Consider the following 25,391-nt stretch of genomic DNA (forward strand, 5'->3'; position numbering starts at 1 on the left):
CGGCACGAGTGGCAGCCAGGACACGCAGGCACAAGATCCTGCCACCCTGCGCACGACGGCCGCCTGCGGCCACACTGGACCATGAGGATCGGGATACCCACCGAGGTCAAGAACCACGAGGACCGCGTCGCGCTCACCCCCGCCGGCGCGCACCACCTCGTGCGGGCCGGGCACGACGTGCTCGTCCAGTCCGGGGCCGGGACCGGCTCCCACCTGCCCGACGCGGAGTTCGAGAGCGCGGGCGCGCGCATCGTGCCCACCGCCGAGGAGGTCTGGGGCGAGGCGGAGCTCGTGTGCAAGGTCAAGGAGCCGGTCGCGAGCGAGCACCGCTTCCTGCGCGACGACCTCCTGCTGTTCGCGTACCTCCACCTCGCCGCCGACGAGGCCTGCACGCGCGCCCTGCTCGACGCCGGTACCACCGCCGTCGCCTACGAGACCGCGCAGGCCGCGGACGGCACGCTCCCGCTCCTGGCGCCCATGAGCGAGGTCGCCGGACGCATGGCGACCCAGGTCGGCGCATGGCTCCTCCAGCGACCGGCGGGCGGCCGCGGCGTCCTGCTCGGCGGTGTGCCGGGGACGCGGCCCGGCCGGGTCGTCGTGCTCGGGGGCGGCACGGCGGGGCGCCACGCCGCCGAGATCGCCGTGGGCATGCGGGCCGAGGTGACGGTCGTCGACCTCGCGCTCCCCGTGCTGCGCGCCGTCGACCAGGAGTTCTCGGGGCACGTGCGCACCGTCGTGTCGAGCGCGTACGCGATCGAGCGCGAGGTGCTGGAGGCCGACCTCGTCGTCGGCGCCGTGCTCGTCGCCGGGGCGCGCGCCCCGCGCCTCGTCACGGACGACCTCGTGGCGCGGATGCGGCCCGGCGCCGTGCTCGTGGACGTCGCCGTCGACCAGGGCGGGTGCTTCGAGGGATCGCGGCCCACCACGCACGACGACCCGACGTTCGCCGTCCACGGCACGACGTTCTACTGCGTCGCCAACATGCCCGGCGCCGTCCCCGTGACGAGCACCCTCGCCCTGACCAGCGCGACGCTCCCGTACCTGGCGGCGCTCGCGGACGGCGGGGTCGACGCCGTGCGGGACGTCCCGCTCCTGCGGTCGGGGGCGTCCACCCACCGCGGTGCCCTCCTCAACGAGGCGGTGGCTGCCGCGCACGACCTGCCGTGGACGCCCGTGGAGGACGCCCTGCGCCCCTGACGCCGACCGGGCCACGAGGACGAGCGAGGGCGCGGTGGCGCTCCAGGACGGCGACCTCCCGGATTCCGGGTGACGTCGCGCCGCAGGGCGTGCCAGGCTCGGGCGGGTGCACCCCTTCGCTCTCGACGACGGCCGCGTCCACCTGTCCACCCCGACCCTCGACGACGTCGACGCGATCACGGCCGCGTGCCAGGACCCGGAGGTCGCCGCGTGGACGGTCGTGCCGTCGCCGTACGCGCGCACGGACGCGGTGCAGTTCGTCGAGGAGCACGTCGGCCCCGGGTGGGAGCGCGGGGACGTCCTCACGTGGGGCGTGCGCGAGAGCGCGGGCCGCTCGGGCATCCCCGGCCCGGACGGCGTCGGTCCTCTCCTCGGCATGATCGGCCTGAGCCTCGACGACGCGCCCGAGGGCCGACGGTCCGCCGAGATCGGCTACTGGACCGCTCCGGGGGTGCGGGGCCGCGGCCTCATGACGGCGGCGGGCCGCCTCGTCGTCGACTGGGCGTTCGACCCCGAGGGCGCGGGCCTCGCGCGGCTCTTCTGGCAGGCGTACGTCGGCAACTGGCCCTCGCGCCGGACGGCGTGGCGCCTCGGCTTCCGGGTCGAGGGAACGGTGCGCGGCTTCGCGCTCCAGCGCGGCGAGCGACGGGACGCCTGGGTCGGCACGCTCCTGCCCGACGACCCGCGCGAGCCGGCCGAGCCGTGGCCGGCGGACGCGCCGCCGTCGGGCCGCGCCGCCTGACGACGCACCGCCGTCGTGCTCGCGGGCGGCGGGGTATCCGTTTCCGTCGCGCCCGCCCGCGGGGTCAAGATGGGCACCATGACCTCCGAGCCCACGACGCGCGCCGACGCGCCCGCGCCCACCGCCGCGCCGGCCCTTCTCGACCTCGACCCCGCCAACCCGTTCGCGACGCCGTCCGTGCTGCCGTACGAGCTGCCCGACTACGACGCGGTCCGCGAGGAGCACTACCTCCCGGCGCTGCGGGCCGCGACGGCGGCGCAACGTGCGGCGATCGAGGAGATCGCGACCGACGACGCGCCGCCCACGGTCGCGAGCGTGCTCGAGGCGCTCGAGCGGTCGGGTCGTGACCTCGCGCGCGTGCTCAACGCGTTCTACAACCAGCTGTCGGCCGACGCGACGCCGGGCCTGGAGCAGATCGAGGAGGAGTTCGCGCCCGAGCTCGCGGCCCACCACGACGCGATCTACATGGACGCCCGCCTGTACGCGCGCGCCCGCGCGCTCCAGGACGCGGTGGACGCCGGCGAGCAGACCCTCGAGCCCGACGCCGCGTGGCTGCTCCGCACGCTGCTCGTCCGGTTCCGCCGCTCGGGCGTCGAGCTCGACGCGGAGCAGCAGGAGCGCCTGCGCACGCTGAACGGCCGCCTGACCACGCTCGAGGCCGCGTTCGGGCGCAAGCTGCTCGCGGGCGCGAACGCCGCGAGCGTGCTCGTCACGGACCGCGCCGAGCTCGACGGGCTCGCCGAGGACGCCGTCGCGGGCGCGGCGGCGGCCGCCTCGGCGCGCGGGCACGAGGGCGCGTGGCTGCTGGAGATGCAGCTCCCCACCCAGCAGGGCGTCCTCGCCTCGCTCGCGCGCCGGGACGTGCGCGAGCGCGTGCAGCAGGCGTCGGAGTCGCGCGGTGCGACCGGGGACGACCACGACACGCGCGAGATCGTGCTCGAGACCGTGCGCCTGAGGGCCGAGCGCGCGCGCCTGCTCGGCTACGAGCACCACGCCGCGTACGTCGCGGAGGACGCGACCGCGAAGACGACCGAGGCCGTGAACGCGATGCTCGCGCGGCTCGCTCCCGCCGCCGTCGCGAACGCGCGCCGCGAGGCGGCCGACCTCGAGGCGGCGCTGCGGGCCGACGAGCCGGGCGCGACGCTGCGCGCGTCCGACTGGTCGTTCTACGCCGAGCGCGTGCGCAAGGACCGCTACGCGCTCGACGACGCCCTGCTGCGCCCGTACCTCGAGCTCGAGCGCGTCGTGCACGACGGCGTGCTCCTGGCCGCGAACCGCCTGTTCGGCATCTCCTTCGCCGAGCGCCACGACCTCGTCGGCTACCACCCGGACGTGCGCGTCTTCGAGGTCTTCGACGCCGAGACGCCGGGGGAGCCGGGCCAGGGGATGGGCCTGTTCCTCGCCGACTGGTACACGCGCGAGTCCAAGCGCGGCGGCGCCTGGATGAACAACCTCGTCGACCAGAACCACCTGCTCGGCCAGAAGCCGGTCGTCGTGAACAACCTCAACATCGTCAAGCCGCCGGCCGGCCAGCCCACGCTCCTCGGGTGGGACGAGGTCATCACGCTCTTCCACGAGTTCGGGCACGCGCTGCACGGCCTGTTCTCCGACGTGCGCTACCCGTCGCAGTCCGGCACGGAGGTGCCGCGCGACTTCGTCGAGTACCCGTCGCAGGTCAACGAGATGTGGGCGTGGGAGCCGTCGGTCCTGCGCTCCTACGCGGTGCACCACGTCACGGGCGAGCCGATGCCCGCCGAGTGGGTCGACACGATGCTCGCCTCGCGGCAGTTCAACGAGGGCTTCGGCACGACCGAGTACCTCGCGGCGGCGCTGCTCGACCAGGCCTGGCACCAGGTCGGGCCCGACGGCGTCCCGGCGTCGGAGGCGGACGTCGTGCCGTTCGAGGCCGCCGCGCTCGAGGCGGCGGGCGTCGCGTTCGCGCCCGTCCCGCCGCGCTACCGCACGACGTACTACAACCACGTGTTCGGGGGCGGGTACGCGGCCGGGTACTACTCGTACATCTGGTCCGAGGTCCTCGACGCCGACACGGTCGAGTGGTACCGCGAGAACGGCGGCCTGTCGCGCGAGAACGGCGAGCGCTTCCGCCGCGTGCTGCTCGCGCGCGGCGGCTCGCAGGACCCGCTGCAGTCGTTCCGCGAGCTGCGCGGACGCGACGCCGAGATCGCGCCGCTCCTCGCGCGCCGCGGCCTCGACGCCTGAGCCGGCGGCCCGGGGAGGCCCCTGAGCCTCCCCGGGCCCCGCTCAGGGTCCGCTCCGGGCGCGCGTACGCCGCACGGCCGACGCCCGGTGCCCTCCGCCGTCCTAGCGTCGAGGAGGTGGCCCTCGCCCGGCCGCCTCCGGCCCCGGTCCCCGGAGGCCGCCGTCCGCACCCTGGAGCGCAGCCGCCATGCCGACCTCGCCGACCGTCCCGCCCGCCGTCGTCCCGGCCGCAGGCCCGCCGCACCGCGCGCGGCGGGTCGTCCTCGTGCTCGGCCTGGGCGCGCTCCTGCTCGTCGGGACGATCGTCGCCGTCCTCGGTGTCGCGTGGGCGCGCGCCGCGACGAGCACGGCCGGCGCCGTGGCGTTCACGCGGCCGCTCGCCGTCCCGCCCCTCGCGGAGTCGCGCGTGGAGGACGGCGTGCGCGTCTTCGCGCTCGAGGCGCGCGCGGGCGTCGCGGACCTCGGCGCGTCCGCGCCCACACCGACGATCGGGCTGAACGGCGACCACCTCGGGCCGACGCTGCGTGCCACGCGCGGCGAGCGGGTGCGCGTCGACGTGACGAACGCGCTCGACGAGACGACGACGCTCCACTGGCACGGCATGCACCTGCCGCCCGCGATGGACGGCGGCCCCCACCAGATGGTCGAGCCCGGCGAGACGTGGTCGCCCACCTGGACGGTCGACCAGCCCGCCGCGACGCTCTGGTACCACCCGCACCTCCACGGGCAGACGGCGGACCAGGTGTACCGCGGGCTCGCGGGGATGTTCCTGCTCGACGACCCCGCCGCCGCCGACGGGCCGGCCGCGGACCTGCCGCACGAGTACGGCGTCGACGACGTCCCGGTGATCCTCCAGGACAAGCGCTTCCACGCCGACGGCCGGCTCGACGACGCGGTGTCGTTCCTGTCGCCGGTCGGCACGCTGGGCGACACGATCCTGGTCAACGGCACGCCCGGCCCCTACCTCGACGTCACGACCGAGCGCGTCCGGCTCCGGCTGCTCAACGGCTCCGACTCGCGCGTGTACGACGTCGGGCTCGCCGACGGCGGGACGGTCCGCCTCGTCGGGACCGACGGCGGCCTGCTCGCCGCACCGCAGACCGTCGAGCGGGTCCGGCTCTCGCCCGGCGACCGCGCCGAGGTCGTCGTGACCATGGCGCCCGGGCAGCGCGCGGTCCTGCGCAGCTTCCCGCCCGACCTCGGCGTCAACCCCCTGTTCGAGCGCTTCTCCGGCGGGGACGACACGTTCGACCTCCTCGAGCTGCGTGCGGCCGCCACGCTCGTGCCGAGCCCGGACGTGCCCGCCACCCTCGGGGCGACGGACCCCGCGGACGCGCTCGACGAGTCCGACGCCGTCCGCACCCGGCGCTTCGAGCTCTCCGGGAGCGCGATCAACGGCCGGTCCATGGACATGACCCGCGTCGACGAGGTCGTCACGGTCGGCGAGACCGAGGTCTGGGAGGTCACGGGCCTCGACGACACCCCGCACAACTTCCACGTGCACGATGTCCGGTTCCGCGTCCTCGACGTCGCGGGCGAACCGCCCGGGCCCGACCTCGCCGGATGGCAGGACACGGTCTACGTCCAGCCGGGGCGCGTGACGCGGCTCCTCGTGCGGTTCGACGCCGCCGAGGGCGCGACCGACCCGACGACCCCGTACATGTTCCACTGCCACCTGCTCACGCACGAGGACCGCGGCATGATGGGCCAGCTCGTCGTCGTCGCCCCGGGCGAGCAGGCACCGTCGCGCCTCGACGCGCCCGACGGCTCCCCGCACCGCGGTCACGACGCCGCGCCCCTCGGCGGCACGGGCCCCCGCAGCCTCGTTCGGGACCCGCACGGCGGTCACTGAGCCGTACGCCGGACGACGGCGCGTCCGGGATGTGGGCGGTCGGGCCCGGCGGTCGGCGCGTCCGACGGCGGCGGGTAGCGTGTCGCCCATGACCGCTCCGCACCCGGACTCCCTGGCCAGCGCCCCTGCGGCGACCGACGCGACCGCCGGCGCGGTGCCGCGCGCCGAGGACGAGGTCGTGCGGATCTGCCGCGAGCTGCTGCGGATCGACACGTCGAACTTCGGCGACGGGTCGGGCCCGGGGGAGCGCGCCGCCGCGGAGTACGTCATGGGGCTGCTGCACGAGGTCGGCCTCGACCCGGAGCTGTTCGAGTCGGAGCCCGGCCGGGCGAGCGTCGTCGTGCGGCTCGAGGGCGCGGATCCCACGCGCCCGGCGCTCGTGCTCCACGGTCACCTCGACGTCGTCCCCGCGCAGGCGGACGACTGGTCGGTGGACCCGTTCGCGGGCGAGGAGATCGACGGCCTGCTGTGGGGGCGCGGCGCCGTCGACATGAAGGACATGGACGCGATGATCCTCGCGGTCGTGCGCCAGATGGTGCGCGAGGGCCGCAAGCCTGCGCGCGACGTCGTCGTCGCGTTCTTCGCGGACGAGGAGGCGGGCGGCGCCTACGGGGCGCGCTACGCCGTCGACCACCGGCCCGAGCTGTTCGAGGGCGCGACCGAGGCGATCAGCGAGGTCGGCGGGTTCTCGGTCGAGGTCGGGGGTCGGCGCGCCTACCTGCTCCAGACGGCGGAGAAGGGCATCGCCTGGCTGCGCCTCGTCGCGGAGGGGCGCGCCGGGCACGGGTCGCAGGTGAACGACGACAACGCGGTGACGCGGCTCGCGGAGGCGGTCGCGCGCATCGGGACGCACCACTGGCCGAACACGCTCACGCCGACCGTCGACAAGCTGCTGCGCGGCGTCGCGGACCTCACGGGCCTGCGCTACGACCCCGAGGACTCCCGGTCGATCGAGGCCCTCGTGGCCGCGCTGGGCCCGGCGTCGCGGTTCGTCGGCGCCACGGTGCGGCACACGTCCAACCCGACGCAGCTCTCCGCGGGCTACAAGGCGAACGTCATCCCCGGCCGTGCCGAGGCGGCGATCGACGCGCGCCTCCTGCCGGGCCACGAGGACGACGGGTTCGCGACGCTCCGCGCGCTCGCGGGCGAGCACGTGCGGGTCGAGGAGATCCACCGCGACATCGCGCTCGAGGTGCCGTTCGAGGGCGACCTCGTGGACGCGATGGTCGACTCGCTGCTCGCGGAGGACCCGGAGGCGACGGTGCTGCCGTACACGCTGTCCGGCGGCACGGACAACAAGTCGCTCGCCCGGCTCGGGATCACGGGCTACGGCTTCGCGCCGCTGCGCCTGCCCGCCGGCCTCGACTTCTCCGGCATGTTCCACGGCGTCGACGAGCGCGTGCCCGTCGACTCGCTGCGGTTCGGCGTGCGCGTCCTGGACCGGCTCCTGCGCACCTGCTGACCGGAGGGCGTCGCGCGGTCAGGTCTCGCCGAGCAGCGCCCGGACGGAGGAGCGCAGCTGCGCGCGGTAGCCGCCGCCGAACAGCACGGCGTGCACCGCGACCGGGTACACCTGGTGCAGCGCGACGCGGTGGCGCCACCCGCGCGCGAGCGGGTGCGCGGCGTCGTACCCGGCGAGGATCTCGTCGAGGAACGGCGCGCCGAACAGCGCGAGCATCGCGAGGTCGGCCTCGCGGTGCCCGCCGTGCGCGGCCGGGTCGATGAGCACGGCCTCGACCGCTCGCGCCGAGGCGCCCGCGCGGTCGTCCGGCCCGCCGTCTTGGACGGGTGACCACAGCACGTTGCCCGACCAGAGGTCGCCGTGCACGCGCGCGGGCGTGTCGTCGAGCGCCGGGCGGGCGAGGTCGGGCAGGCGCTCGGCGAGGCGGTCGAGCAGCCGCGCGTCCTCGGCGTCGAGCGCACCCCGGTCGCGGCCCTGCCGCGTGACCGGCAGGAGGCGCGCCTCGGCGTAGAACGTCGGCCAGTCCGGCCACGCCCCCGTGGATAGCGGCAGCGGGTCGTCGAGCGGGCCGAAGAACGCCTCGCCCGACCACCCGGGCGGAGCCGCGCCCCAGGCCGGCGACCCGGCGTCGTGCACGACGGCGAGCGCCCGCCCGAACGACCGGGCCGCCTCGCGGGTCGGCGCCGTCGTCGGGACGCGCTCCAGGTCCAGGTGGTCGGGGCCGACGTCGAGCACCCGGGCGACGCGCGGGCCGCCGGGGACGTCGAGCCACGCCAGCCCGGCGGCCTCGCACCGGAAGAACCCCGCCGGGGCCCCGGCGCGCGACTTCGTGAAGACGTCGCGCGCCGCCTCGTGCTCGCCGCTCACCGGGCCGCGCTCACCGGATCGTGCTCACAGCGTGGAGCTGACCCGGATGATCTTGCGCCGCAGCCAGACGCGGCGCTCGCCCCCGACGTACAGCCGGGTGCGAGCCAGCTCCCAGCGCCCGTACTCCGCCTCGTCGGTGAGGAGCCTGCTCGCGTCCGACCGGCTCGTGGAGCGGTCGATCGTCAGGACGCGGTACTCGTACTGCCCGCCGTGCGCGGCCCATCCGGACCTCCGGCGTGACGTCGGCCTCTCCTCCACGTGCCACCGTCCTCTCTCGCCTGACTCGGTCGCGGGCCGGGTGGTGGGACCGACCCGGCCAACGAGTGCCATTGTGCCCCTCTCGGCGCTACCGTCAGGGTATGACCGCTGACCCGCGTGCCGCGCTCGACCGGTTCATCGCCGCGCTCGAAGCCCACTACAACGCCGTCGCCGCACGTCGCGGGGAGGACGACCCCGCGGTCGACGACGCCTACTACGTCCTCGGGGACGCCTTCGAGGTGTACGACGAGGCGCTGGGGCAGGTACACGGGGAGGCGACGCCGTTCTACCTCGCGGAGGAGGACGACGACGAGGACGACGAGGACGACGACGCGGAGGAGGACGAGGACGCGCTCGACGACGACCTCGACGACACGCTCGACGACGACGTCCTGTCCGGCGAGCTCGAGACCGACGGCGCGCGCTGAGCGGCCCGAGACCTTCGAGAGAAGAGCGGGGTCACCACCGCTCGGGGTAGCCGACGTCGAGCGCGCTCACGTCGTCGAGCGCCGCGCGCACCGCGTCGGGCAGCACGAGGTCGGTCGCGGCGAGCGACGTGCGCAGCTGCGCCGGGGTGCGCGCACCGACCACCGCGCTCGCGACGGCGGGGCGCCCCAGGAGCCAGGACAGCGCGACGTCGAGCGGCGCTCGGCCCAGGCCCTCCGCGGCCGTGACGACGGCCTCGACGATCCCCGACGACGCCTGGTCGAGGTAGGGCTCGACGAACCCGGCCAGGTGCGGCGACGCGCCCCGCGAGTCGGCGGGGAGCGAGCGTCGGTACTTGCCGGTGAGGACGCCGCGCCCGAGCGGCGACCACGCGAGCAGGCCGAGACCGAGCGACTCGGCGGCCGGGACGACCTCGCGCTCGGCGCCGCGCTGGAGCAGCGAGTACTCGAGCTGGACGGCGGCGAGGCCGACGTCGTCGGTCGCGCCGAGCAGGGTCGCGGCGCGCGCGGTCGCCCACGCCGGGTGGTTCGACAGCCCGACGTAGCGCGCGCGCCCGGACGTTACCGCGTGGCGCAGGGCCGACAGCGTCTCGGTGAACGGCGTGCGCGGGTCGGGCGCGTGCACGAGGAACAGGTCGACGTGGTCGGTGCCCAGGCGCGCGAGCGAGTCGTCGAGCGAGTCGAGGAGCGCGCCGCGGGACGCGTCGACGACCGGGCCGGAGGGCGTGTGGCGCACGCCAGCCTTGGTGCACAGCAGGACGTCGCGCCGGTCGACCTTCGCGCCGAGGAGCGACCCGAGGAGCGACTCGGCGTCGCCGTCGGCGTAGGAGGCGGCCGTGTCGACGAGGGTGCCGCCGGCGTCGACGAAGTCCCGCAGCTGCTCGGCCGCGTCGAGCTCGTCCGTGTCCCGGGCCCACGTCATGGTGCCGAGCCCGAGCTCGGACACGCGCAGGCCGGTGCTGCCGAGGTGGCGGTTCTCCATGGTTGCCGAGGGTACCGGCGGGGGACTGCGGGCGACCGTCGGGGCGCGCGGTCGGGGACCGGGTCGGCCCAGGTTCACCCGCTCGGCGACGAGGCGCCACGCGCGCGCCCCGGCGCGCGCCCGAGCGGGTATCGTGACCGCTCGTGAACGCGTGGGAAGCCGTCCTCCTCGGCCTCGTCCAGGGCCTGACCGAGTTCCTCCCGATCTCGTCGAGCGCCCACCTGCGCATCGTCGGCGAGCTGATCGGGTCGCAGGACCCGGGCGCCGCCTTCACGGCGATCACGCAGATCGGGACCGAGACGGCGGTGCTGCTCTACTTCCGCCGGGACATCGCGCGCATCTGCGTCGCATGGTGGCGGTCCGTGCGCGGCGACCACGGCACGGACTGGCGGGCGCGGCTCGGCCGGCACGACCACGACGCGGCGATGGCCTGGTACATCGCGCTCGGCTCCGTGCCCATCGTGCTGCTCGGCCTGCTGTTCCAGGACGCGATCGAGAACACGTTCCGCAACCTGTACCTCACGGCCCTCATGCTCGCCGTGTTCGCGCTGCTGCTCGGCTGGGCCGACCGGGTCGGCGCCAAGCGCCGGACGCTGCGCGAGCTCTCGGCCGGGCAGGCGGTCGCGTTCGGGTTCGCCCAGGCGCTCGCCCTCGTCCCGGGCGTCTCGCGCTCGGGTGGCACGATCACCGCGGGCCTGCTCATGGGCTTCACGCGCGAGGCGGCGGCGCGCTACTCGTTCCTCCTCGCGATCCCGGCCGTCATGGGCTCGGGCTTCTACCAGCTCTTCAAGTCTGCGGACGAGCCGGCGCCCGGGGCCCCCGGCGCCGGGGCGACCCTCATCGCGACGCTCGTCGCGTTCGTCGTCGGGTACTTCGTCATCATCGCGTTCCTCAAGATCGTCTCGACCTTCAGCTACACGCCGTTCGTGGTCTACCGCCTCGTGCTCGCGGCGCTCGTCGTGCTGCTCCTGCTCGTCGGCGTGCTGGAGCCGGGCGGGACGACCGTCTCGACGCCGTGACCCTCGGCGGCCGGGGTCAGAGCCAGCCGACCCGCTTGAAGACGCGGTAGAGGACGACGCAGCCGCCCGCCATGAGGCCGAGCGCGAACGGGTAGCCGAACGCCCAGTGCAGCTCCGGCATGTTGCGGAAGTTCATGCCGTACACGCCCGCGACGATCGTCGGGTACACGAGGATCGCCGCCCACGCCGAGATCTTGCGCATGTCCTCGTTCTGACGCACCGAGACCTGGGTCATGTGGACCTGGAGCATGTCCGAGAGCAGGTCGTCGTGCGCGTCGAGGTGCCGGTCGATCCGCTCGACCGTCGTGACGACGCGCTCGAGGATGCGCCGGTTGACCCCGAGGTGGTCCGGGACGTCGGGGTCGAGGAGCTCGGGCAGCTCTGCCGTGACGGGCATGAGGGCGCGCCTTGCCTCGGTGATCTCGCGCTTGAGGTCGTAGATGCGCTCGACCGGGTCCTCGCGCTGCTGGTCGAACACCACGCGCTCGGTGTCGGCGACGGCGTCGCCCAGGCCCAGCTCGACGTCCGAGGCGCCACCGACGATCGCGAGCACCGCGGCGGAGACGATCCGCTGGACGGGCGAGCCGTGGGGGTCGCCGGGCGCGCCGAGCTTGTCGAGCATGAGCGCGTGCACGTCCGCGTCGCCCTCCTCGGCGGTGAGGACGAGCCCCGGGCCGAGGAGCGCGGCGAACTGGCCGGTGTGCACCTGGCGGTCCGACTCGGTGAACCACGCCGTCGGCGTCACCAGGAGGAGCCAGTCCGCCGCGACGCGGTGCACGTGCGCCAGGGGGTGGCCGTCGCGCCGCGCGAGGCCCCGCCACGTCGGGCCCGTCCCGGTCGCGACCTGCGCGGCGGCGTCGAGCACCGCGTCGAGGTCCTCCAGGCGCGCCCACGTCACCGTGGCGCGGGCCGCGCGCCGGTCGTCGTCCCCGCCCGCGGCGGTGTCGCCGCCCGGGTGCGCGTCCGTCGTGGGGGAGCCGGGGGCCGGGGTGCCGGGCGCCGCCAGGGCGCCGGGGTCGGCCGGGTGCACGCCGTCCGCCCCGGGCGCGACCGTCCACGCCGCGACGGCGTGCACGGTCGGTCGTCGGGACGCCGGGGTGGGTGCGCCGTCGGGCGGCGTGCTCGTCCGCGGCTCGGTGGGGTTCGTCACGTCCGCATTGTCCCGCGCCCCGCACGGACCTGCCCGGTCGCCGTCGGGCGCGGCGCCGTGCGTCGCCCGCGTGCCGGACGACGGTCCGTCGCCCGCGCCCCGACGGCTAAGGTTGACGCGTGCACAGCTGGCCCGCCCCGCAGATCCCCGAGCTCCCCGGACGAGGCCTCCCGGTCCGGGTGCACGACTCGTCGACCCGTGAGCTCGTCGTCGCCGCCGCGGGCGAGGACGCCACCCTGTACGTGTGCGGCATCACGCCCTACGACGCGACGCACATCGGTCACGCCGCCACCTACGTCGCGTTCGACCTGCTCGTGCGCGCGTGGACGGACGCCGGGCACCGCGTGCGGTACGCGTCGAACGTCACCGACGTCGACGACCCCCTGCTGGAGCGCGCCGCCGCGACCGGCGTCGACTGGCGCGCGCTCGCCGTCGAGCAGACCGCGCTGTTCGCCGAGGACATGACGGCGCTCGGCGTCGTCCCGCCCGACGTCTACGAGGGCGCGGTGGAGACGATCCCCGTCGTCGTCGACGCGGTGACGCAGCTCCTCGACGCGGGCCTCGCGTACCGGGTCCCGGTCGAGCCCGGTGCGGGCGGTACCGACCCCGGCCTGGGCGACGTGTACGCCGACCTCTCGGCCGACCGCGCGTTCGGGTCGGTCTCGCGCCTCGCGCGCGACGTCATGGAGCACCTCTTCGCCGAGCGCGGCGGCGACCCCGACCGCGAGGGCAAGAAGGACGCGCTCGACCCGCTGCTGTGGCGCCGCGAGCGGCCGGGCGAGCCCGCGTGGGACGGCGGCGCGCTCGGCACCGGCCGCCCCGGCTGGCACGTGGAGTGCGCGGTCATCTCGCGCGACGGGCTCGGCCTGCCGTTCGACGTGCAGGGCGGGGGAGCGGACCTGCTGTTCCCGCACCACGAGATGTCGTCGTCGCACGACCGCATGCTCACCGGTGGCGGTGCGCCCCGCGCGCACGTGCACGCCGGCCTCGTCGCGTACGAGGGCGAGAAGATGAGCAAGTCGCGCGGCAACCTCGTGCTCGTGTCGAACCTGCGGGCCACGGGCGTCGACCCGATGGCGATCCGCCTCGCGCTGCTCGCCCACCACTACCGCGGCGAGTGGGAGTGGACCGACGACGACCTGCCCGCGGGCGCGCGACGTCTCGAGACGTGGCGCGACGCCGTGTCCGGCAACGGCGGACCCGACGCGACCGCGACGCTCGCGGCCGTGCGCGCGGCGCTCGCCGACGACCTCGACGCCCCGACGGCGCTCGCCGCGGTGGACGCCTGGGCCGCGGAGTCGCTGCGCCCCGGTCGCGACACGTCGCGCGACGAGGAGGGCGCCCCGGGCGTCGTCGCGCGCGCGGTGAACGCCCTGCTGGGCGTCCGGCTCTGACGAGCCGCCCCGCGCGCTGACGCTGCCATCCCGCGGGGCGGCCCGTGCGTCAGACCGTCGGGCCCTTGCCCGGGTTGCCCCGGTCGCGGCGGCGCAGGTAGCGCTCGAACTCGCGCGCGATGGCCTCGCCGCTCGCCTCGGGGAGCTCCGCGGTGTCCTTCGCCTCCTCGAGCTGCTGGACGTACTCCGCGATCTCGGCGTCCTCCGCCGCGAGCTCGTCGACGCCGTGCTGCCACGCCTCGGCGTCCTCCGGCAGGTCGCCCAGCGGGATCGGCTCGGACAGCAGCTCCTCGATGCGCGCGAGGATCGCGAGCGTCGCCTTGGGCGACGGCGGGTGCGCCACGTAGTGCGGCACGGCCGCCCAGAGCGACACCGACTGCATCCCACGCTCCGCCGCGGCGTGCTGGAGCACGCCGACGATGCCCGTCGGGCCCTCGTACGTGCTGGGCTCGACGTCGAGCACGGCCTGCAGGCCCACGCTCTCCGACGTCGCCGTCATGGGGATCGGCCGCGTGTGCGGCACGTCCGCGAGCAGCGCCCCGAGGGTGACGACCGTGCGCACGTCGTGCTCCTCCGCGATGTCGAGCAGCTCGCGGCAGTACCGGCGCCAGCGCATGGACGGCTCGATGCCGTGCACGAGCACCACGCGCCGACCCGTCGGCGAGAGGACCGCCGACGCGATCGTCGTCGTGGGCCACGTGATCTCGCGGCGCCCGTCGTCGTCCGTCGTGACGACCGGGCGGTTCACCTGGAAGTCGTGGTACTCCTCCGGGTCCAGCTCGTCGACGTCCTCGGCGCCCCACACCTCGTGCAGGTGCTGCAGGGCGGCCGTGGCGGCGCTCCCGGCGTCGTTCCAGCCCTCGAACGCCGCGATCATCACGGTCTGGCGGGTGCCCTCGGTCGCGTTCTCGGTCATCACCCCAGCCTATGCGGCCGGGCCCGACGGCGTCGGGGCGGGTTCGCGCCCGGCGTAGGTACGGGCAGGGCGCAGCGTCCATCCGGGTGCCAGAGAATCGCCTGTCGGGGTCGAACGTCCGCTGTCGCGCAGCGCCGCGTCAGGGGGTGCCGAGGCTGTCCCACTGCTCGTCGTCGGCGTCGGACGCCCTGACCTCGACGTCGGACGGCGCGCCCCCACCGCGCAGGCCGGTCGCCCGCCCCTGCCCGGGGAGCGTCGCCATGAAAGGCGTGACGATCCGCCCGCCGGTACGCCGGGTGGACCGTAGGCCTTCGCGGGTCTGCCGAGCGACCGCGGCGATGTTCTGAGCGACGACGCCTGCCAGGAAGTCGGCGTCGGGCGCGTCCACCGCCTCGGCCGCCTGCTCGAAGGCGGCCGGGATGGTCGTGGCGAGCTCGTCGACCCAGTCGACGACCTGGTCGGCGGGCAGGCCGACGGCGCGCGCGAACTTCTCCCAGTGACCCCGCTCGACGTCGCCGAACCGGCGCTCGCCGCCGATCGACATAGCGCCCTTGGAGTAGCGCAGCCGCCCGGCGGCGTCCGGCACCAGGCCGGTGGCCACGTCGTACAACGGCGTGAGGCTGGCGCTCGAGCCGACCAGCAGCACGCCGTAGTTCTTGCCGTGCGCGTCCGGCGCGCCGAGGATCTGGTTGGCGATCACCGCGCGGGCGAACCGCTCGACGGAGGCCGGGCCGGCCGACCCACGCAGCAGGTCGGAGATGGCCTGCACCCCCGGACCCCTGTCGGACTCGTACTTGCGCTTCGGATCCAGCGAGAAGGCCTGGACCAGATCCTCTTGGTGCACGCGCGCGATCGCACCCGACCGCGCCGCACGGCGGTCGAACCGCGTCACCACGATCGCGTCCTGGTCCTCGAACGTGAGGTACTGCGTCTCGGCGACCGGCAGGCCCGCGATGGCCAGTGCGCGCATGCTGACGTGCTCGGACAGCGCCTGCGCGCGGATGCGGTCGATGCCGGGCTTGACGATGTGGGTCGACGGTGCGCTGCCCTCGGCGAACGCCCAGCCCGCCTCGCTGCGGGCGAGCGTGAACTTCGATTGCGCGCCGGCCAGGCTCCAGTGCTCGGCGTCCTCGTCCGCGTGCCACGCGGCGTCGTCCTGACGCACCCGCCGGAGGCGCTCCGCGATGTCGGAGTCCGCCGCAGGCTCCAGGGTGCCCGGCCGTGCCAGAGCGTCGGTGATCTCGTCCGCGGGGGCGAAGATCGCGCCGCCGGAGACGTCCATGCCGACGTGGGCGATCAGTCCGAGGGTGTCGCCCGGGCGCACGCCGGCCTTTCTGGCCCAGCGGTCGCGGACCTCTTCGTGGTCGGGCAGCAGGCCGCGCAGGTAGGCCTCGACGGGGCGGGAGCGGTACGTCGTGGTGCTGACCGGCATCGACAGCGACAGCGGGGTGGGGTCGGGCAGGTCGAGGTAGTCCGGTGCGTAGCGCAGGGTGACAGCACCGCCGTCGCGCTCGATGGTGCCGGCGACCCGGCCGTACAGCGCGAACGCGAGCTTCACAGGTCCCCCAGCAGGTCGGCGAGCGCGTCCTCGGCGTCGCGGCGCTCGGCGTCGACGAGCGTGATGGCCGCGTCCAGGGCACGCATGACGGACAGCACGCGGCCCAGCTCTGCGCGCGGGCGTCGGCCGCGCTCGAGGTCGATGAGGAAGGCACGCGAGACGCCGGCGCGCTCCGCGAGGTGGCCTTGGGTGAGTCCGGCGCGCTCGCGACGCTCGCGCAGCGCGGCACCCAGTTGGATCTCGTTCGCGATGCTCCCCATAAGGTCACGGTACCGTGACACGCTCAGAGGTCATAGTTCTGTGACAGGGCGCGTTGTCATGGATCTGTGACATACCGCTGGCTCCCATGCGAGCCGGGCCGCTCCCGGCCCTTCTCCCCGGCGCAGTGCGGTTAGGGTCGGACGTTGCAGGGCTCGTTGCACGACCACCGATGGAGACCGCTTTGTCCTCTCGTTCCGCCAGTACTTCCGCAGGTCAGCCCTCTGTGGAGCCGTCCGGGAGCGCGGCGCTGCCCGCCGCCGTCCTGTGGGACATGGACGGGACGCTCGTCGACACCGAGCCCTACTGGATCGCGGCGGAGCACGAGCTCGTCGCCGCGCACGGCGGCACGTGGACGCACGAGGACGCGATGTCGCTCGTCGGGAACCCGCTGCGCGAGTCGGCCCGTATCCTGCGCGAGCGCGGCGGCGTCGACCTGCCGATCGACGAGATCGTCGCGTTCCTCATCGGCCGCGTGATCGAGCAGGTGCGCGTCGAGGTCCCGTGGCAGCCCGGCGCGCGCGAGCTCCTCTCGGCGCTGCGCGAGGCGGGCGTGCCGTGCGCGCTCGTCACGATGTCCTACCGGGAGCTCGCCCAGCCCGTCGCCGAGATGGCGCCGCCGGACGCGTTCCAGGTGCTGGTCTGCGGCGACGAGGTCGAGCGCGGCAAGCCCGACCCGGAGCCCTACCTCCTCGCGGCGCAGCGCCTCGGCGTCGACGTCACGCGCTGCGTGGCGATCGAGGACTCGCCCGCGGGCATCGCCTCGGCCCGCGCCGCGGGGGCCGCGACGCTCGGCGTCGAGGCGGTCGTCCCGGTGCTCCCGGCACCCGGCCTGAGCCGGACGCCGTCGCTCGAGCTCGTCGACGTCGCGCTCCTGTCGCGGCTCGTCGCGGGCGACGTCGTCGACCTCATGGAGGACGACGCCGCCTGAGGCGTCCCCTGTCCGTGCCGACCGCCGCCCGACGGCGTCGGGCCGTGCCCGCCGAGCGCATAGGCTTCCAGGGTGGACGGACCCCAACCTCGAGCACCCCGCACGCCCGCACCGGCAGGCCCGCGCACGAAGGGCTGGGTGATTGGCCGGGTCGTCGGCGCACCGGTGATCCTCACGCCGTCCTGGTTCCTCGCCGCGGCGATCCTCACGGTCCTCTTCGCGCCGACGGTGCAGCGGCTCGCCCCGCACCTCGGCCCCGAGATCTACCTCGTGTCGTTCGCGTTCGTGCTGCTGCTGTTCGCGTCCGTCTTCCTGCACGAGGTCGCGCACGCGCTCGTCGCGCGCGCCCGCGGCCAGCACGTGACCGAGCTCGCGGTGACGCTCTGGGGCGGCCACACGGCTTACTCCGGGACGTCGGCGCGCCCGCTCGACGGCTTCCTCATCTCGGTCGTCGGCCCGCTGACCAACCTGGCGCTCGCGGTCGTGTTCTGGGTGACGTTCCAGGCGCAGCCGACGTTCTCCGTGCCCGCGCTCCTGCTGTACGCGGGCGCGTTCTCCAACGCCTTCGTGGGGTTCTTCAACCTCCTGCCGGGCCTCCCGCTCGACGGCGGCCAGATCCTCGAGTCCGCCGTGTGGGCCGCGACCGGGTCGCGGACGAAGGGGACGGTCGCGGCCGGCTGGGTCGGGCGCGCCGTCGCCGTCGGGGTCGTCGCGTGGGCGCTCGTGTGGCCGCTGTCCTACGGCGGGCGGCCGGACCTGTGGACCGTCGCGTGGGCGGCGCTCATCGGAGCGTTCCTGTGGAGCGGCGCGGGGCAGGCCATCTCCGTCGGCCGCACCCGGGAAGCCGTGTCCGGGCTGACCGTCCGCAGCCTCGCGCGGCCCGCGGTCGCGGTGCCGTCCACGGCGACGGTCGGCGCGGTCGGGCGCGCGGTGGCGCTCGCGGGCGGACCGCACGTGGTCGCCGTGCTCGTGGACGGGACCGGTCGCCCCCTCGGGTACGTGGACCCGGCCGCGGCCGCGGCCGTGCCGCCCGACGCCGCCGAGACGACCCCGGTGGGCGCCGTCGCCGTGCCCCTGCCCGGCGACGCGACGATCGACGCCCACCGCGAGGGGCAGGACATGCTCGCCGAGCTCTCGCGCGTCGGGCGGGACGCGGCGGTCGTCGTCGTGACCGACGGCGGCCGCGTCGTCGGCGCGCTCGAGGTCGCCCGGGTCGTCGCCGCGCTGCGAGACGCCCGGCGCGGGCGGTGACCGCCGGGTCGTCCGCGGGCGCGACCGACCGGCGTCGGGTGCGGGGCGGGCGGCCCGTAGGATGGTCGCCCGTGACCTCCGAGCCCGCCACCACGCCCGGCCACCCGACCCCGCAGCCCGGTGGGGACGGCGCAGCCGCCCCCGCGCACGGCGCGTCCGACCGCCCCGGCGCGACGGGCGCGGACGAGCGCCGCGGCCCGCTGCGCGTGGGCGACAAGGTCCAGCTCACGGACCCGCGGGGGCGTCTGCACACCATCACGCTCGCGCCGGGTGCGACGTTCCACACGCACAAGGGCTACCTGCGGCACGACGACCTCATCGGCCGCCCCGAGGGCAGCGTCGTGCGCAACACCGCCGAGATCGAGTACCTCGCGATGCGCCCGCTCCTCGCGGACTACGTGCTCTCGATGCCCCGCGGCGCCGCGGTCGTCTACCCGAAGGACGCCGGCCAGATCGTCGCGATGGCGGACATCTTCCCGGGCGCGCGCGTCGTCGAGGCGGGCGTGGGCTCCGGCGCGCTGACGATGTCGCTCCTGCGCGCCGTCGGCGACGCGGGCGAGCTGCACTCGATCGAGCGGCGCGAGGACTTCGCCGCGATCGCGCGCGGCAACGTCGAGACGTTCTTCGGCGGTGCGCACCCGGCCTGGACGCTGTCCGTCGGCGACCTCGCCGACGTGCTCCCGACGGTCGCCGAGGACGGCACGGTGGACCGCGTCGTGCTCGACATGCTCGCGCCCTGGGAGAACCTCGACGTCGTCGCCCGCGCGCTCGTGCCCGGCGGCGTCCTCGTCTGCTACGTCGCCACGACGACCCAGCTCTCGCGCCTCGCGGAGGACCTGCGGGCCGACGGCCGCTACGCGGAGCCCGTCGCGTGGGAGTCGATGGTGCGCGGCTGGCACCTCGAGGGCCTCGCCGTGCGGCCGCAGCACCGCATGATCGGGCACACCGGGTTCCTGCTCACCGCACGGCGCCTCGCGGACGGCGTCGCGCCGCCCGAGCGCAAGCGGCGCCCCGCCAAGGGCGCGTACCCGACCGACGCCGAGCAGTGGTCGCCCGAGGAGCTGGGCGAGCGGCCGGTCTCCGAGAAGAAGATCCGGCGCGTGCGGCGCGACGTCGGCCAGGGCCCCGAGCAGGCGACCGGCCCGGGCGCCGGGCCGGACGTGGACGGCGTCGCGGATCACGGCGTGCAGCGGGTCGCGGACGAGGCAGGCGAGGCGCCCGACGTGTCGGGCGCGTGACGGTCCGGTAACGATCGGGACGCCGCCGTCTCACCCTGGGTGTCGTCCGTGTGCACGGGCCAGACTTGTGCCTAAGGTCTACACCCGACCGCCGGACGATGGTCGGCACGGGCGCCTCGCGTGGCCCGTCGTCCGCCGTCCACTCGTGGTCGGGCGAGCCGGCGGCGAGAGGGACACCCGATGAGCGAGACATTCGGCCGTAGCGACGAGGCCCCGCAGAGCAGCGCGCGCGAGCTCGCGCTGCTCTCCGCGAAGAACGAGCGGCTCGCGGAGGCGCTGCGCGCGGCCCGGGACCAGATCCTCGACCTCAAGCGGCAGATCGACGACCTCGCCAAGCCCCCGGGGACGTACGCGGTGTTCCTCGCCGCGCACCCGGACGGGTCGGTCGACGTCTCCGCGGCGGGGCGCAAGATGCACGTCGGCGCGAGCCCCAGCCTCGACGTCCAGCGGCTGCGCCCGGGCCAGGAGGTCAAGCTCAACGAGGCGATGACCGTCGTCGCCGCGGGCGGCTACGAGCGCACGGGCGAGATCGTCACGGTCAAGGAGATCCTCGACGCCGAGCGCGTGCTCGTCGTCGGTCGCGCCGACGAGGAGCGGGTCGTGCGGCTCGCCGGCTCGGTCGCGCGCACGGCGCTCCGCGTCGGGGACTCGCTCACGATCGACACGCGCAGCGGCTTCGTGTTCGAGGTCATCCCGAAGTCCGAGGTCGAGGAGCTCGTCCTCGAAGAGGTCCCGGACATCGAGTACGAGGACATCGGTGGCCTCGGCCCGCAGATCGAGCAGATCCGCGACGCCGTCGAGCTGCCCTTCACGCACCCCGACCTCTTCCGCGAGCACGGTCTGCACCCGCCCAAGGGCGTGCTGCTGTACGGGCCGCCCGGGTGCGGCAAGACGCTCATCGCCAAGGCCGTCGCCAACTCGCTCGCGCACACCGTGGCGCGGGCGCGGGGCGAGCAGGTCGCGGACGGCTCGGGCGCCGCCCGCAGCTACTTCCTCAACGTCAAGGGCCCCGAGCTGCTCAACAAGTACGTGGGCGAGACCGAGCGGCACATCCGGTTGATCTTCGCCCGCGCGCGGGAGAAGGCCTCGCAGGGGACGCCCGTCGTCGTCTTCTTCGACGAGATGGAGTCGCTGTTCCGCACCCGCGGCACGGGTCTGTCGTCCGACGTCGAGACGACGATCGTCCCGCAGCTCCTCGCCGAGATCGACGGCGTCGAGCGGCTGGACAACGTCATCGTCATCGGGGCGTCGAACCGCGAGGACATGATCGACCCCGCGATCCTGCGGCCGGGGCGCCTCGACGTGAAGATCAAGATCGAGCGGCCCGACGCCGAGGGCGCGAAGGAGATCTTCGCCAAGTACCTCACGGAGGACCTGCCGATCCATGCGGCCGACCTCGCCGAGCACGGCGGGAACCAGCGTGCGGCCCTCGACGCGATGATCCGCTCGGTCGTGGAGCGCATGTACTCCGAGGAGGAGGAGAACCAGTTCCTCGAGGTCACCTACGCGAGCGGCGACAAGGAGATCCTGTACTTCAAGGACTTCAACTCGGGCGCGATGATCCAGAACGTCGTGGACCGGGCGAAGAAGTCCGCGATCAAGGACCTCCTCGCCACGGGGCAGCGCGGCATCCGCGTCGACCACCTGCTCGCGGCGTGCGTCGACGAGTTCAAGGAGAACGAGGACCTGCCGAACACCACGAACCCGGACGACTGGGCGCGGATCAGCGGGAAGAAGGGCGAGCGCATCGTCTTCATCCGCACGATCGTCCAGAAGAAGGGCGAGGGCGGCTCGCCGCGCACCATCGACACGGTCACGAACACCGGGCAGTACCTGTAGCAGGGCGCGGTCGGCACGCCCGTGGACAGCGCGGCGCGGCGTCGGGGGGCCGACATAGGGTGAGCGCGTGAGCGTACGACGGGTCATGGGGATCGAGACGGAGTACGGCGTCCTGCAGCCGGGGAAGCCGATGGCGAACCCGATGCTGATGTCGAGCCAGGTCGTTACCACGTACCGAGCGCTCGCCGCGCGCAGCGACGGCGCCCGGGGCCGGGCGCGCTGGGACTACGACGACGAGGACCCGCTGCAGGACGCACGAGGGTTCCACGTGCCGCGCGCGTCGGCGCACCCGTCCCTCCTCACGGACGACCCGTCGCGGCCCGCGCCGTCGGGCCCGGTCGGTCGGGCCGCGGAGGGCGGCGCCGCCGAGGCCTCGCTGCAGGAGGTCGCGCGCCCGACCACGGAGGAGTACGACGACCCGAGCGCGGCGAACGTCATCCTCACGAACGGCGCCCGGCTCTACGTCGACCACGCGCACCCCGAGTACTCCTCGCCCGAGGTCACGGTGCCGCACGACGTCGTGTGCTGGGACGTGGCGGGGGAGCGGGTCATGCTCGCCGCGTCGCGCGAGCTGGCCCAGGTGCCGGGCGGCGGCGTCGTGCTCTACAAGAACAACGTGGACGGCAAGGGCGCGAGCTACGGCACCCACGAGAACTTCCTCGTCGACCGCGAGGTGCCGTTCGGCGTCCTCGTCGAGATGCTCACGCCGTTCCTCGTGACGCGGCAGGTGTTCGCCGGCTCGGGACGCGTGGGGCTCGGCCCGGCGGGCGAGGAGCACGGGTTCCAGATCTCCCAGCGCGCGGACTACGTCGAGGCGGAGGTCGGGCTGGAGACGACGCTGCGCCGGCCCATCGTCAACACGCGCGACGAGCCGCACGCGGACCGGCAGCGCTGGCGCCGCCTGCACCTCATCATCGGCGACGCGAACATGTTCGAGACGGCGACGTACCTCAAGACGGGCACGACGTCGCTCGTGCTCTTCGCCGTCGAGCACCTGGAGGAGCTCGGGCAGGACGTGCGCGCCCGCCTGGCCGGGCTGCGACTCGCGGACCCGGTCGCGGACGTCCAGCGCGTGAGCCGCGACCTCGACCTGACGCGGCGCCTCGCGCTCGCGGACGGGCGCGAGCTGACGGCGCTCGAGGTCCAGCGCGAGTACCTGGAGGTGGCGGTCGACGCGGCCGAGCGCCTCGCCGGGCCGGACGGGGTCGACGCCCCGACGCGCGACGTGCTCTCGCGGTGGCGCTCGGTGCTCGACCGCCTCGCGACCAACCGCGACGCGTGCGTGCGCGACGTCGAGTGGGTCGCGAAGCTCCGGCTGCTCGACCGTCTGCGGGAGCGCGACGGTCTCGACTGGGGCCACTCGCGCCTCGCGGCCATGGACCTGCAGTGGTCCGACGTGCGGCCCGACCGCGGCATCTACCACCGTCTGCTCGCCGCGGACGCCGTGGACCGGGTGGTCACCGAGCGCGAGGTCGGCGCGGCGGTGCACCACGCGCCCGAGGACACGCGCGCGTTCTTCCGCGGCGAGGTCATGGCGCGTTACGGCGACCAGGTCTCCGCGGCCAGCTGGGACTCCGTGATCTTCGACGTGCCGGGCGCGCCCTCGCTCCAGCGCGTCCCGATGATGGACCCGCTGCGCGGGACGCGCGCCCACATCGGCGCGCTCCTCGACGCGAGCCCGGACGCGGCCGCGCTGCTGGCGGGTCTCGCAGGCCCGTCGTGACCGGCGGCGACTAGGCTGGACGCACGACGGCGCCCGCCCTCCGTGGAACGGGCGCCGCGTGCGAGCAGGGCCGGGAAGGGCGCGAGCCCGGACGGGGTTGGAACGGACAGAGCGTCGGCGCGAGGCCGGCCGACGGACGAGGAGGCAGCCATGGCGGGTACCGAACGCACGCACGCGTCGCACGAGGACCGGCGTCCTGACGACGAGCCCGAGGCCCCGGCGACCCCGGTCGCCCCGCAGGCGCAGTCGCGCGACGCGGAGGTGGACGCGCTCCTCGAGGAGATCGACGAGGTCCTGGAGACGAACGCGGAGTCCTTCGTCCGGGGCTTCGTGCAGAAGGGCGGCGAGTAGGAAGGGTGACGGCAACCCGATGAGCACGGACCAGCCCGGGCGCCTGCCCGACGCGTTCACGACCCCCGGGTCGTCGTCCTTCCTGGACTTCCTGTCCGGGCACGCCCCCGACCTGCTGCCGTCGCACCGCACGGCCGGGCACGCGGCGTCCGGCACGATGCCCGACGCGCCGCACGCCACCACGATCGTGGCGCTGACGTTCGGCGCCGAGGGCGTGGGCGCGGGCGTCGTCATGGCGGGGGACCGTCGCGCGACGATGGGCTCGATGATCGCGAACCGCGAGATCGAGAAGGTCTTCCCGGCCGACGAGTACTCGGCCGTGGGCATCGCCGGGACGGCGGGCATCGCCGTCGAGCTCGTGCGGCTGTTCCAGCTCGAGCTCGAGCACTACGAGAAGATCGAGGGCGCGCTGCTCTCGCTCGACGGCAAGGCCAACCGCCTGTCGACGATGATCCGGCAGAACCTCGGCCTCGCCATGCAGGGCCTCGCGGTCGTGCCCCTCTTCGCGGGGTTCGACCTCGATCGCGGCGCCGGCCGGATCTTCTCGTACGACGTCACGGGCGGCCGGTACGAGGAGCGGGCGTACCACTCGGTGGGGTCGGGCTCGGTCTTCGCGCGCGGCTCCCTGAAGAAGCTGTGGCGCACGGGTCTCGACCGGGCGGCCTCCGTGCGCGTCGCGGTCGAGGCGCTCTACGACGCGGCGGACGACGACTCGGCCACGGGCGGCCCGGACCCGGTCCGCCGGATCTGGCCGGTGGTCGCGGTCGTGACGGCCGACGGCTACGAGCGCGTGCCCGACGACGAGCTCGCGGCGGTCGTCGAGCAGATCGTGGCGGAGCGCTCCGGGGCGGGCGTGGAGCGCGGCCGCCCCCCGGTGACGAACGCCGAGGCCGTCCCGCACGACCTCCCGCAGGACCACCCGACCGGAGGTGACGACGCGTGAACATGCCCTTCTACGTCTCGCCCGAGCAGCTGATGAAGGACCGGGCGGACTTCGCGCGCAAGGGCATCGCGCGCGGCCGGTCCGTCGTGGTCCTCGCGTACGAGGACGGCATCGCCTTCGCGACGGAGAACCCGTCGCGCGCCCTGCACAAGATCTCGGAGATCTACGACCGCATCGCGTTCGCCGCGGTGGGCAAGTACAACGAGTTCGAGAACCTGCGCGTCGCCGGGGTGCGGTACGCAGACCTGCGCGGCTACTCCTACGACCGGACGGACGTCAACGCGCGCGGCCTGGCGAACGCGTACGCCCAGACGCTCGGCACGGTGTTCACCACGGAGTCGAAGCCGCTCGAGGTCGAGCTCGTCGTCGCGGAGGTCGGTCGCACGGCGGAGCAGGACCAGCTCTACCGGATCTCCTACGACGGCTCGGTCGCCGACGAGCAGGGCGTGGTCGTCATGGGCGGCCAGGCCGACCAGCTCGGCCGGGTGCTCGAGGACGCGTGGCGGCCCGGTCTCGGCCTCGCCGAGGTGCTGCGCCTGGCGGTGCACGCGCTCGCGTCCGGCGGCGACAGGGACGAGACGCGCACCATCCCGGCCGCGCAGCTCGAGGTGGCCGTCCTCGACCGCACGCGACCCCGGCGCGCGTTCCGCCGGCTCACGGGCGCCGTCCTCGAGGGCCTCCTCGCTGACGCTGATGCTGACGGAGACGACGCGGCGAGCGCCACCGACGGGCCCGCCGAGGGTGCGCCCGACGACGCGACGGGCGCCGGCCCGACGGACGAGGGGTAGCGCCGC

At 74.8% G+C, this 25,391-nt stretch carries 23 protein-coding genes; 16 read left to right on the forward strand and 7 right to left on the reverse strand.

All coding sequences use genetic code 11. From position 1 onward, the window contains the following. The first annotated feature begins 81 nt into the window (after positions 1-81). The 5 genes from ald (at position 82) to AC3WT4_RS16595 (ending at position 7,473) form a co-directional block, all read left to right on the forward strand. Complete coding sequence (ald, locus tag AC3WT4_RS16575; protein WP_108046923.1) at positions 82-1,197, forward strand: alanine dehydrogenase; 1,116 nt, start codon at positions 82-84, stop codon at positions 1,195-1,197. 106 nt (positions 1,198-1,303) lie between these two features. Then, the gene (locus AC3WT4_RS16580) at positions 1,304-1,939 is read left to right on the forward strand and encodes a GNAT family N-acetyltransferase (protein ID WP_108046921.1); all 636 of its coding nucleotides are present in this window, start codon (positions 1,304-1,306) and stop codon (positions 1,937-1,939) included. Between the two features lie 78 nt (positions 1,940-2,017). Next, a complete protein-coding gene (locus tag AC3WT4_RS16585) occupies positions 2,018-4,159 on the forward strand; it encodes a M3 family metallopeptidase (protein WP_108046959.1) in 2,142 nt (713 codons plus the stop codon). Between the two features lie 187 nt (positions 4,160-4,346). Next, positions 4,347-6,011, forward strand: a complete 1,665-nt coding sequence (locus AC3WT4_RS16590; RefSeq protein ID WP_492315959.1) for a multicopper oxidase family protein — start codon at positions 4,347-4,349, stop codon at positions 6,009-6,011. 88 nt (positions 6,012-6,099) lie between these two features. Then, positions 6,100-7,473, forward strand: coding sequence for a M20/M25/M40 family metallo-hydrolase (locus tag AC3WT4_RS16595; protein WP_492315960.1), 1,374 nt, complete (start codon positions 6,100-6,102; stop codon positions 7,471-7,473). 18 nt (positions 7,474-7,491) lie between these two features. On the opposite strand, the gene AC3WT4_RS16600 is transcribed toward AC3WT4_RS16595, so the two are convergent. Next, positions 7,492-8,340 carry a fructosamine kinase family protein gene (locus AC3WT4_RS16600; protein ID WP_108046916.1) on the reverse strand — a complete coding sequence of 283 codons (849 nt, stop codon included), beginning with the start codon at positions 8,338-8,340 and terminating at the stop codon, positions 7,492-7,494. Positions 8,341-8,364: 24 nt separating this feature from the next. Next, positions 8,365-8,598, reverse strand: a complete 234-nt coding sequence (locus tag AC3WT4_RS16605) for a DUF5703 family protein (protein ID WP_009861400.1) — start codon at positions 8,596-8,598, stop codon at positions 8,365-8,367. A gap of 101 nt (positions 8,599-8,699) precedes the next feature. Between AC3WT4_RS16605 and AC3WT4_RS16610 the strand changes: the two genes are divergently transcribed. Then, positions 8,700-9,026: a primosomal protein gene (locus tag AC3WT4_RS16610; protein ID WP_074806798.1), complete on the forward strand. Its 327-nt coding sequence runs from the start codon at positions 8,700-8,702 to the stop codon at positions 9,024-9,026. Between the two features lie 31 nt (positions 9,027-9,057). On the opposite strand, the gene AC3WT4_RS16615 is transcribed toward AC3WT4_RS16610, so the two are convergent. Next, positions 9,058-10,026, reverse strand: coding sequence for an aldo/keto reductase (locus AC3WT4_RS16615; protein WP_108046914.1), 969 nt, complete (start codon positions 10,024-10,026; stop codon positions 9,058-9,060). 143 nt (positions 10,027-10,169) lie between these two features. Between AC3WT4_RS16615 and AC3WT4_RS16620 the strand changes: the two genes are divergently transcribed. Next, a complete protein-coding gene (locus AC3WT4_RS16620) occupies positions 10,170-11,045 on the forward strand; it encodes an undecaprenyl-diphosphate phosphatase (RefSeq protein ID WP_074806793.1) in 876 nt (291 codons plus the stop codon). A gap of 16 nt (positions 11,046-11,061) precedes the next feature. On the opposite strand, the gene AC3WT4_RS16625 is transcribed toward AC3WT4_RS16620, so the two are convergent. After that, complete coding sequence (locus tag AC3WT4_RS16625; protein ID WP_108046910.1) at positions 11,062-12,195, reverse strand: magnesium and cobalt transport protein CorA; 1,134 nt, start codon at positions 12,193-12,195, stop codon at positions 11,062-11,064. Positions 12,196-12,314: 119 nt separating this feature from the next. Between AC3WT4_RS16625 and mshC the strand changes: the two genes are divergently transcribed. Further along, positions 12,315-13,589 carry a cysteine--1-D-myo-inosityl 2-amino-2-deoxy-alpha-D-glucopyranoside ligase gene (gene mshC, locus AC3WT4_RS16630; protein WP_108046908.1) on the forward strand — a complete coding sequence of 425 codons (1,275 nt, stop codon included), beginning with the start codon at positions 12,315-12,317 and terminating at the stop codon, positions 13,587-13,589. A gap of 49 nt (positions 13,590-13,638) precedes the next feature. Here the strand turns inward: mshC and AC3WT4_RS16635 are convergent, their stop codons facing one another. The 3 genes from AC3WT4_RS16635 to AC3WT4_RS16645 form a co-directional block, all read right to left on the reverse strand. Continuing rightward, positions 13,639-14,505: a PAC2 family protein gene (locus AC3WT4_RS16635; protein ID WP_074806789.1), complete on the reverse strand. Its 867-nt coding sequence runs from the start codon at positions 14,503-14,505 to the stop codon at positions 13,639-13,641. 139 nt (positions 14,506-14,644) lie between these two features. Beyond that, positions 14,645-16,063: a type II toxin-antitoxin system HipA family toxin gene (locus AC3WT4_RS16640; RefSeq protein WP_492315961.1), complete on the reverse strand. Its 1,419-nt coding sequence runs from the start codon at positions 16,061-16,063 to the stop codon at positions 14,645-14,647. Next, positions 16,060-16,323, reverse strand: a complete 264-nt coding sequence (locus tag AC3WT4_RS16645; RefSeq protein ID WP_108046903.1) for a helix-turn-helix transcriptional regulator — start codon at positions 16,321-16,323, stop codon at positions 16,060-16,062. The genes AC3WT4_RS16640 and AC3WT4_RS16645 overlap by 4 nt, the downstream gene beginning before the upstream one ends. A gap of 224 nt (positions 16,324-16,547) precedes the next feature. On the opposite strand from AC3WT4_RS16645, the gene AC3WT4_RS16650 reads away from it, so the two are divergent. The 8 genes from AC3WT4_RS16650 to prcA all read left to right on the forward strand — a co-directional run bounded on the left by AC3WT4_RS16650 (position 16,548) and on the right by prcA (position 25,385). Continuing rightward, entirely contained in the window at positions 16,548-17,252 is a 705-nt protein-coding gene (locus AC3WT4_RS16650) for an HAD family hydrolase (protein WP_492315962.1), read from the forward strand. 72 nt (positions 17,253-17,324) lie between these two features. Continuing rightward, on the forward strand, positions 17,325-18,503 hold the full coding sequence (locus AC3WT4_RS16655; protein WP_074806777.1) for a site-2 protease family protein: 1,179 nt from the start codon (positions 17,325-17,327) through the stop codon (positions 18,501-18,503). Positions 18,504-18,709: 206 nt separating this feature from the next. Beyond that, complete coding sequence (locus tag AC3WT4_RS16660) at positions 18,710-19,741, forward strand: tRNA (adenine-N1)-methyltransferase (RefSeq protein ID WP_492315970.1); 1,032 nt, start codon at positions 18,710-18,712, stop codon at positions 19,739-19,741. A 180-nt stretch (positions 19,742-19,921) separates the two neighbouring features. Further along, a complete protein-coding gene (gene arc / locus AC3WT4_RS16665) occupies positions 19,922-21,580 on the forward strand; it encodes a proteasome ATPase (protein WP_400111152.1) in 1,659 nt (552 codons plus the stop codon). A gap of 85 nt (positions 21,581-21,665) precedes the next feature. Further along, a complete protein-coding gene (dop, locus tag AC3WT4_RS16670; RefSeq protein ID WP_492315971.1) occupies positions 21,666-23,303 on the forward strand; it encodes a depupylase/deamidase Dop in 1,638 nt (545 codons plus the stop codon). 150 nt (positions 23,304-23,453) lie between these two features. After that, a complete protein-coding gene (locus tag AC3WT4_RS16675) occupies positions 23,454-23,654 on the forward strand; it encodes a ubiquitin-like protein Pup (RefSeq protein WP_021479766.1) in 201 nt (66 codons plus the stop codon). Between the two features lie 19 nt (positions 23,655-23,673). After that, positions 23,674-24,597: a proteasome subunit beta gene (prcB, locus tag AC3WT4_RS16680; RefSeq protein WP_083385061.1), complete on the forward strand. Its 924-nt coding sequence runs from the start codon at positions 23,674-23,676 to the stop codon at positions 24,595-24,597. Then, positions 24,594-25,385 (forward strand): proteasome subunit alpha, encoded by a 792-nt coding sequence (gene prcA / locus AC3WT4_RS16685; RefSeq protein ID WP_492315963.1) that lies wholly within the window; start codon positions 24,594-24,596, stop codon positions 25,383-25,385. Before prcB ends, prcA begins: the two co-directional genes overlap by 4 nt. Positions 25,386-25,391 lie beyond the last annotated feature (6 nt).

Source organism: Cellulosimicrobium sp. EB106-03-01-XG111 (genome assembly GCF_058792115.1).

What these genes read in the sequence shown, in the direction of transcription:
- arc (WP_400111152.1), top strand. Translation starts at nt 19,922, where the DNA reads ATGAGCGAGACATTCGGCCGTAGCGACGAGGCCCCGCAGAGCAGCGCG.
- AC3WT4_RS16675 (WP_021479766.1), top strand. Translation starts at nt 23,454, where the DNA reads ATGGCGGGTACCGAACGCACGCACGCGTCGCACGAGGACCGGCGTCCT.
- AC3WT4_RS16645 (WP_108046903.1), bottom strand. Translation starts at nt 16,323, where the DNA reads ATGGGGAGCATCGCGAACGAGATCCAACTGGGTGCCGCGCTGCGCGAG.
- ald (WP_108046923.1), top strand. Translation starts at nt 82, where the DNA reads ATGAGGATCGGGATACCCACCGAGGTCAAGAACCACGAGGACCGCGTC.
- AC3WT4_RS16595 (WP_492315960.1), top strand. Translation starts at nt 6,100, where the DNA reads ATGACCGCTCCGCACCCGGACTCCCTGGCCAGCGCCCCTGCGGCGACC.
- AC3WT4_RS16610 (WP_074806798.1), top strand. Translation starts at nt 8,700, where the DNA reads ATGACCGCTGACCCGCGTGCCGCGCTCGACCGGTTCATCGCCGCGCTC.
- AC3WT4_RS16635 (WP_074806789.1), bottom strand. Translation starts at nt 14,505, where the DNA reads ATGACCGAGAACGCGACCGAGGGCACCCGCCAGACCGTGATGATCGCG.
- AC3WT4_RS16590 (WP_492315959.1), top strand. Translation starts at nt 4,347, where the DNA reads ATGCCGACCTCGCCGACCGTCCCGCCCGCCGTCGTCCCGGCCGCAGGC.
- dop (WP_492315971.1), top strand. Translation starts at nt 21,666, where the DNA reads ATGGGGATCGAGACGGAGTACGGCGTCCTGCAGCCGGGGAAGCCGATG.
- prcB (WP_083385061.1), top strand. Translation starts at nt 23,674, where the DNA reads ATGAGCACGGACCAGCCCGGGCGCCTGCCCGACGCGTTCACGACCCCC.
- AC3WT4_RS16585 (WP_108046959.1), top strand. Translation starts at nt 2,018, where the DNA reads ATGACCTCCGAGCCCACGACGCGCGCCGACGCGCCCGCGCCCACCGCC.
- AC3WT4_RS16615 (WP_108046914.1), bottom strand. Translation starts at nt 10,026, where the DNA reads ATGGAGAACCGCCACCTCGGCAGCACCGGCCTGCGCGTGTCCGAGCTC.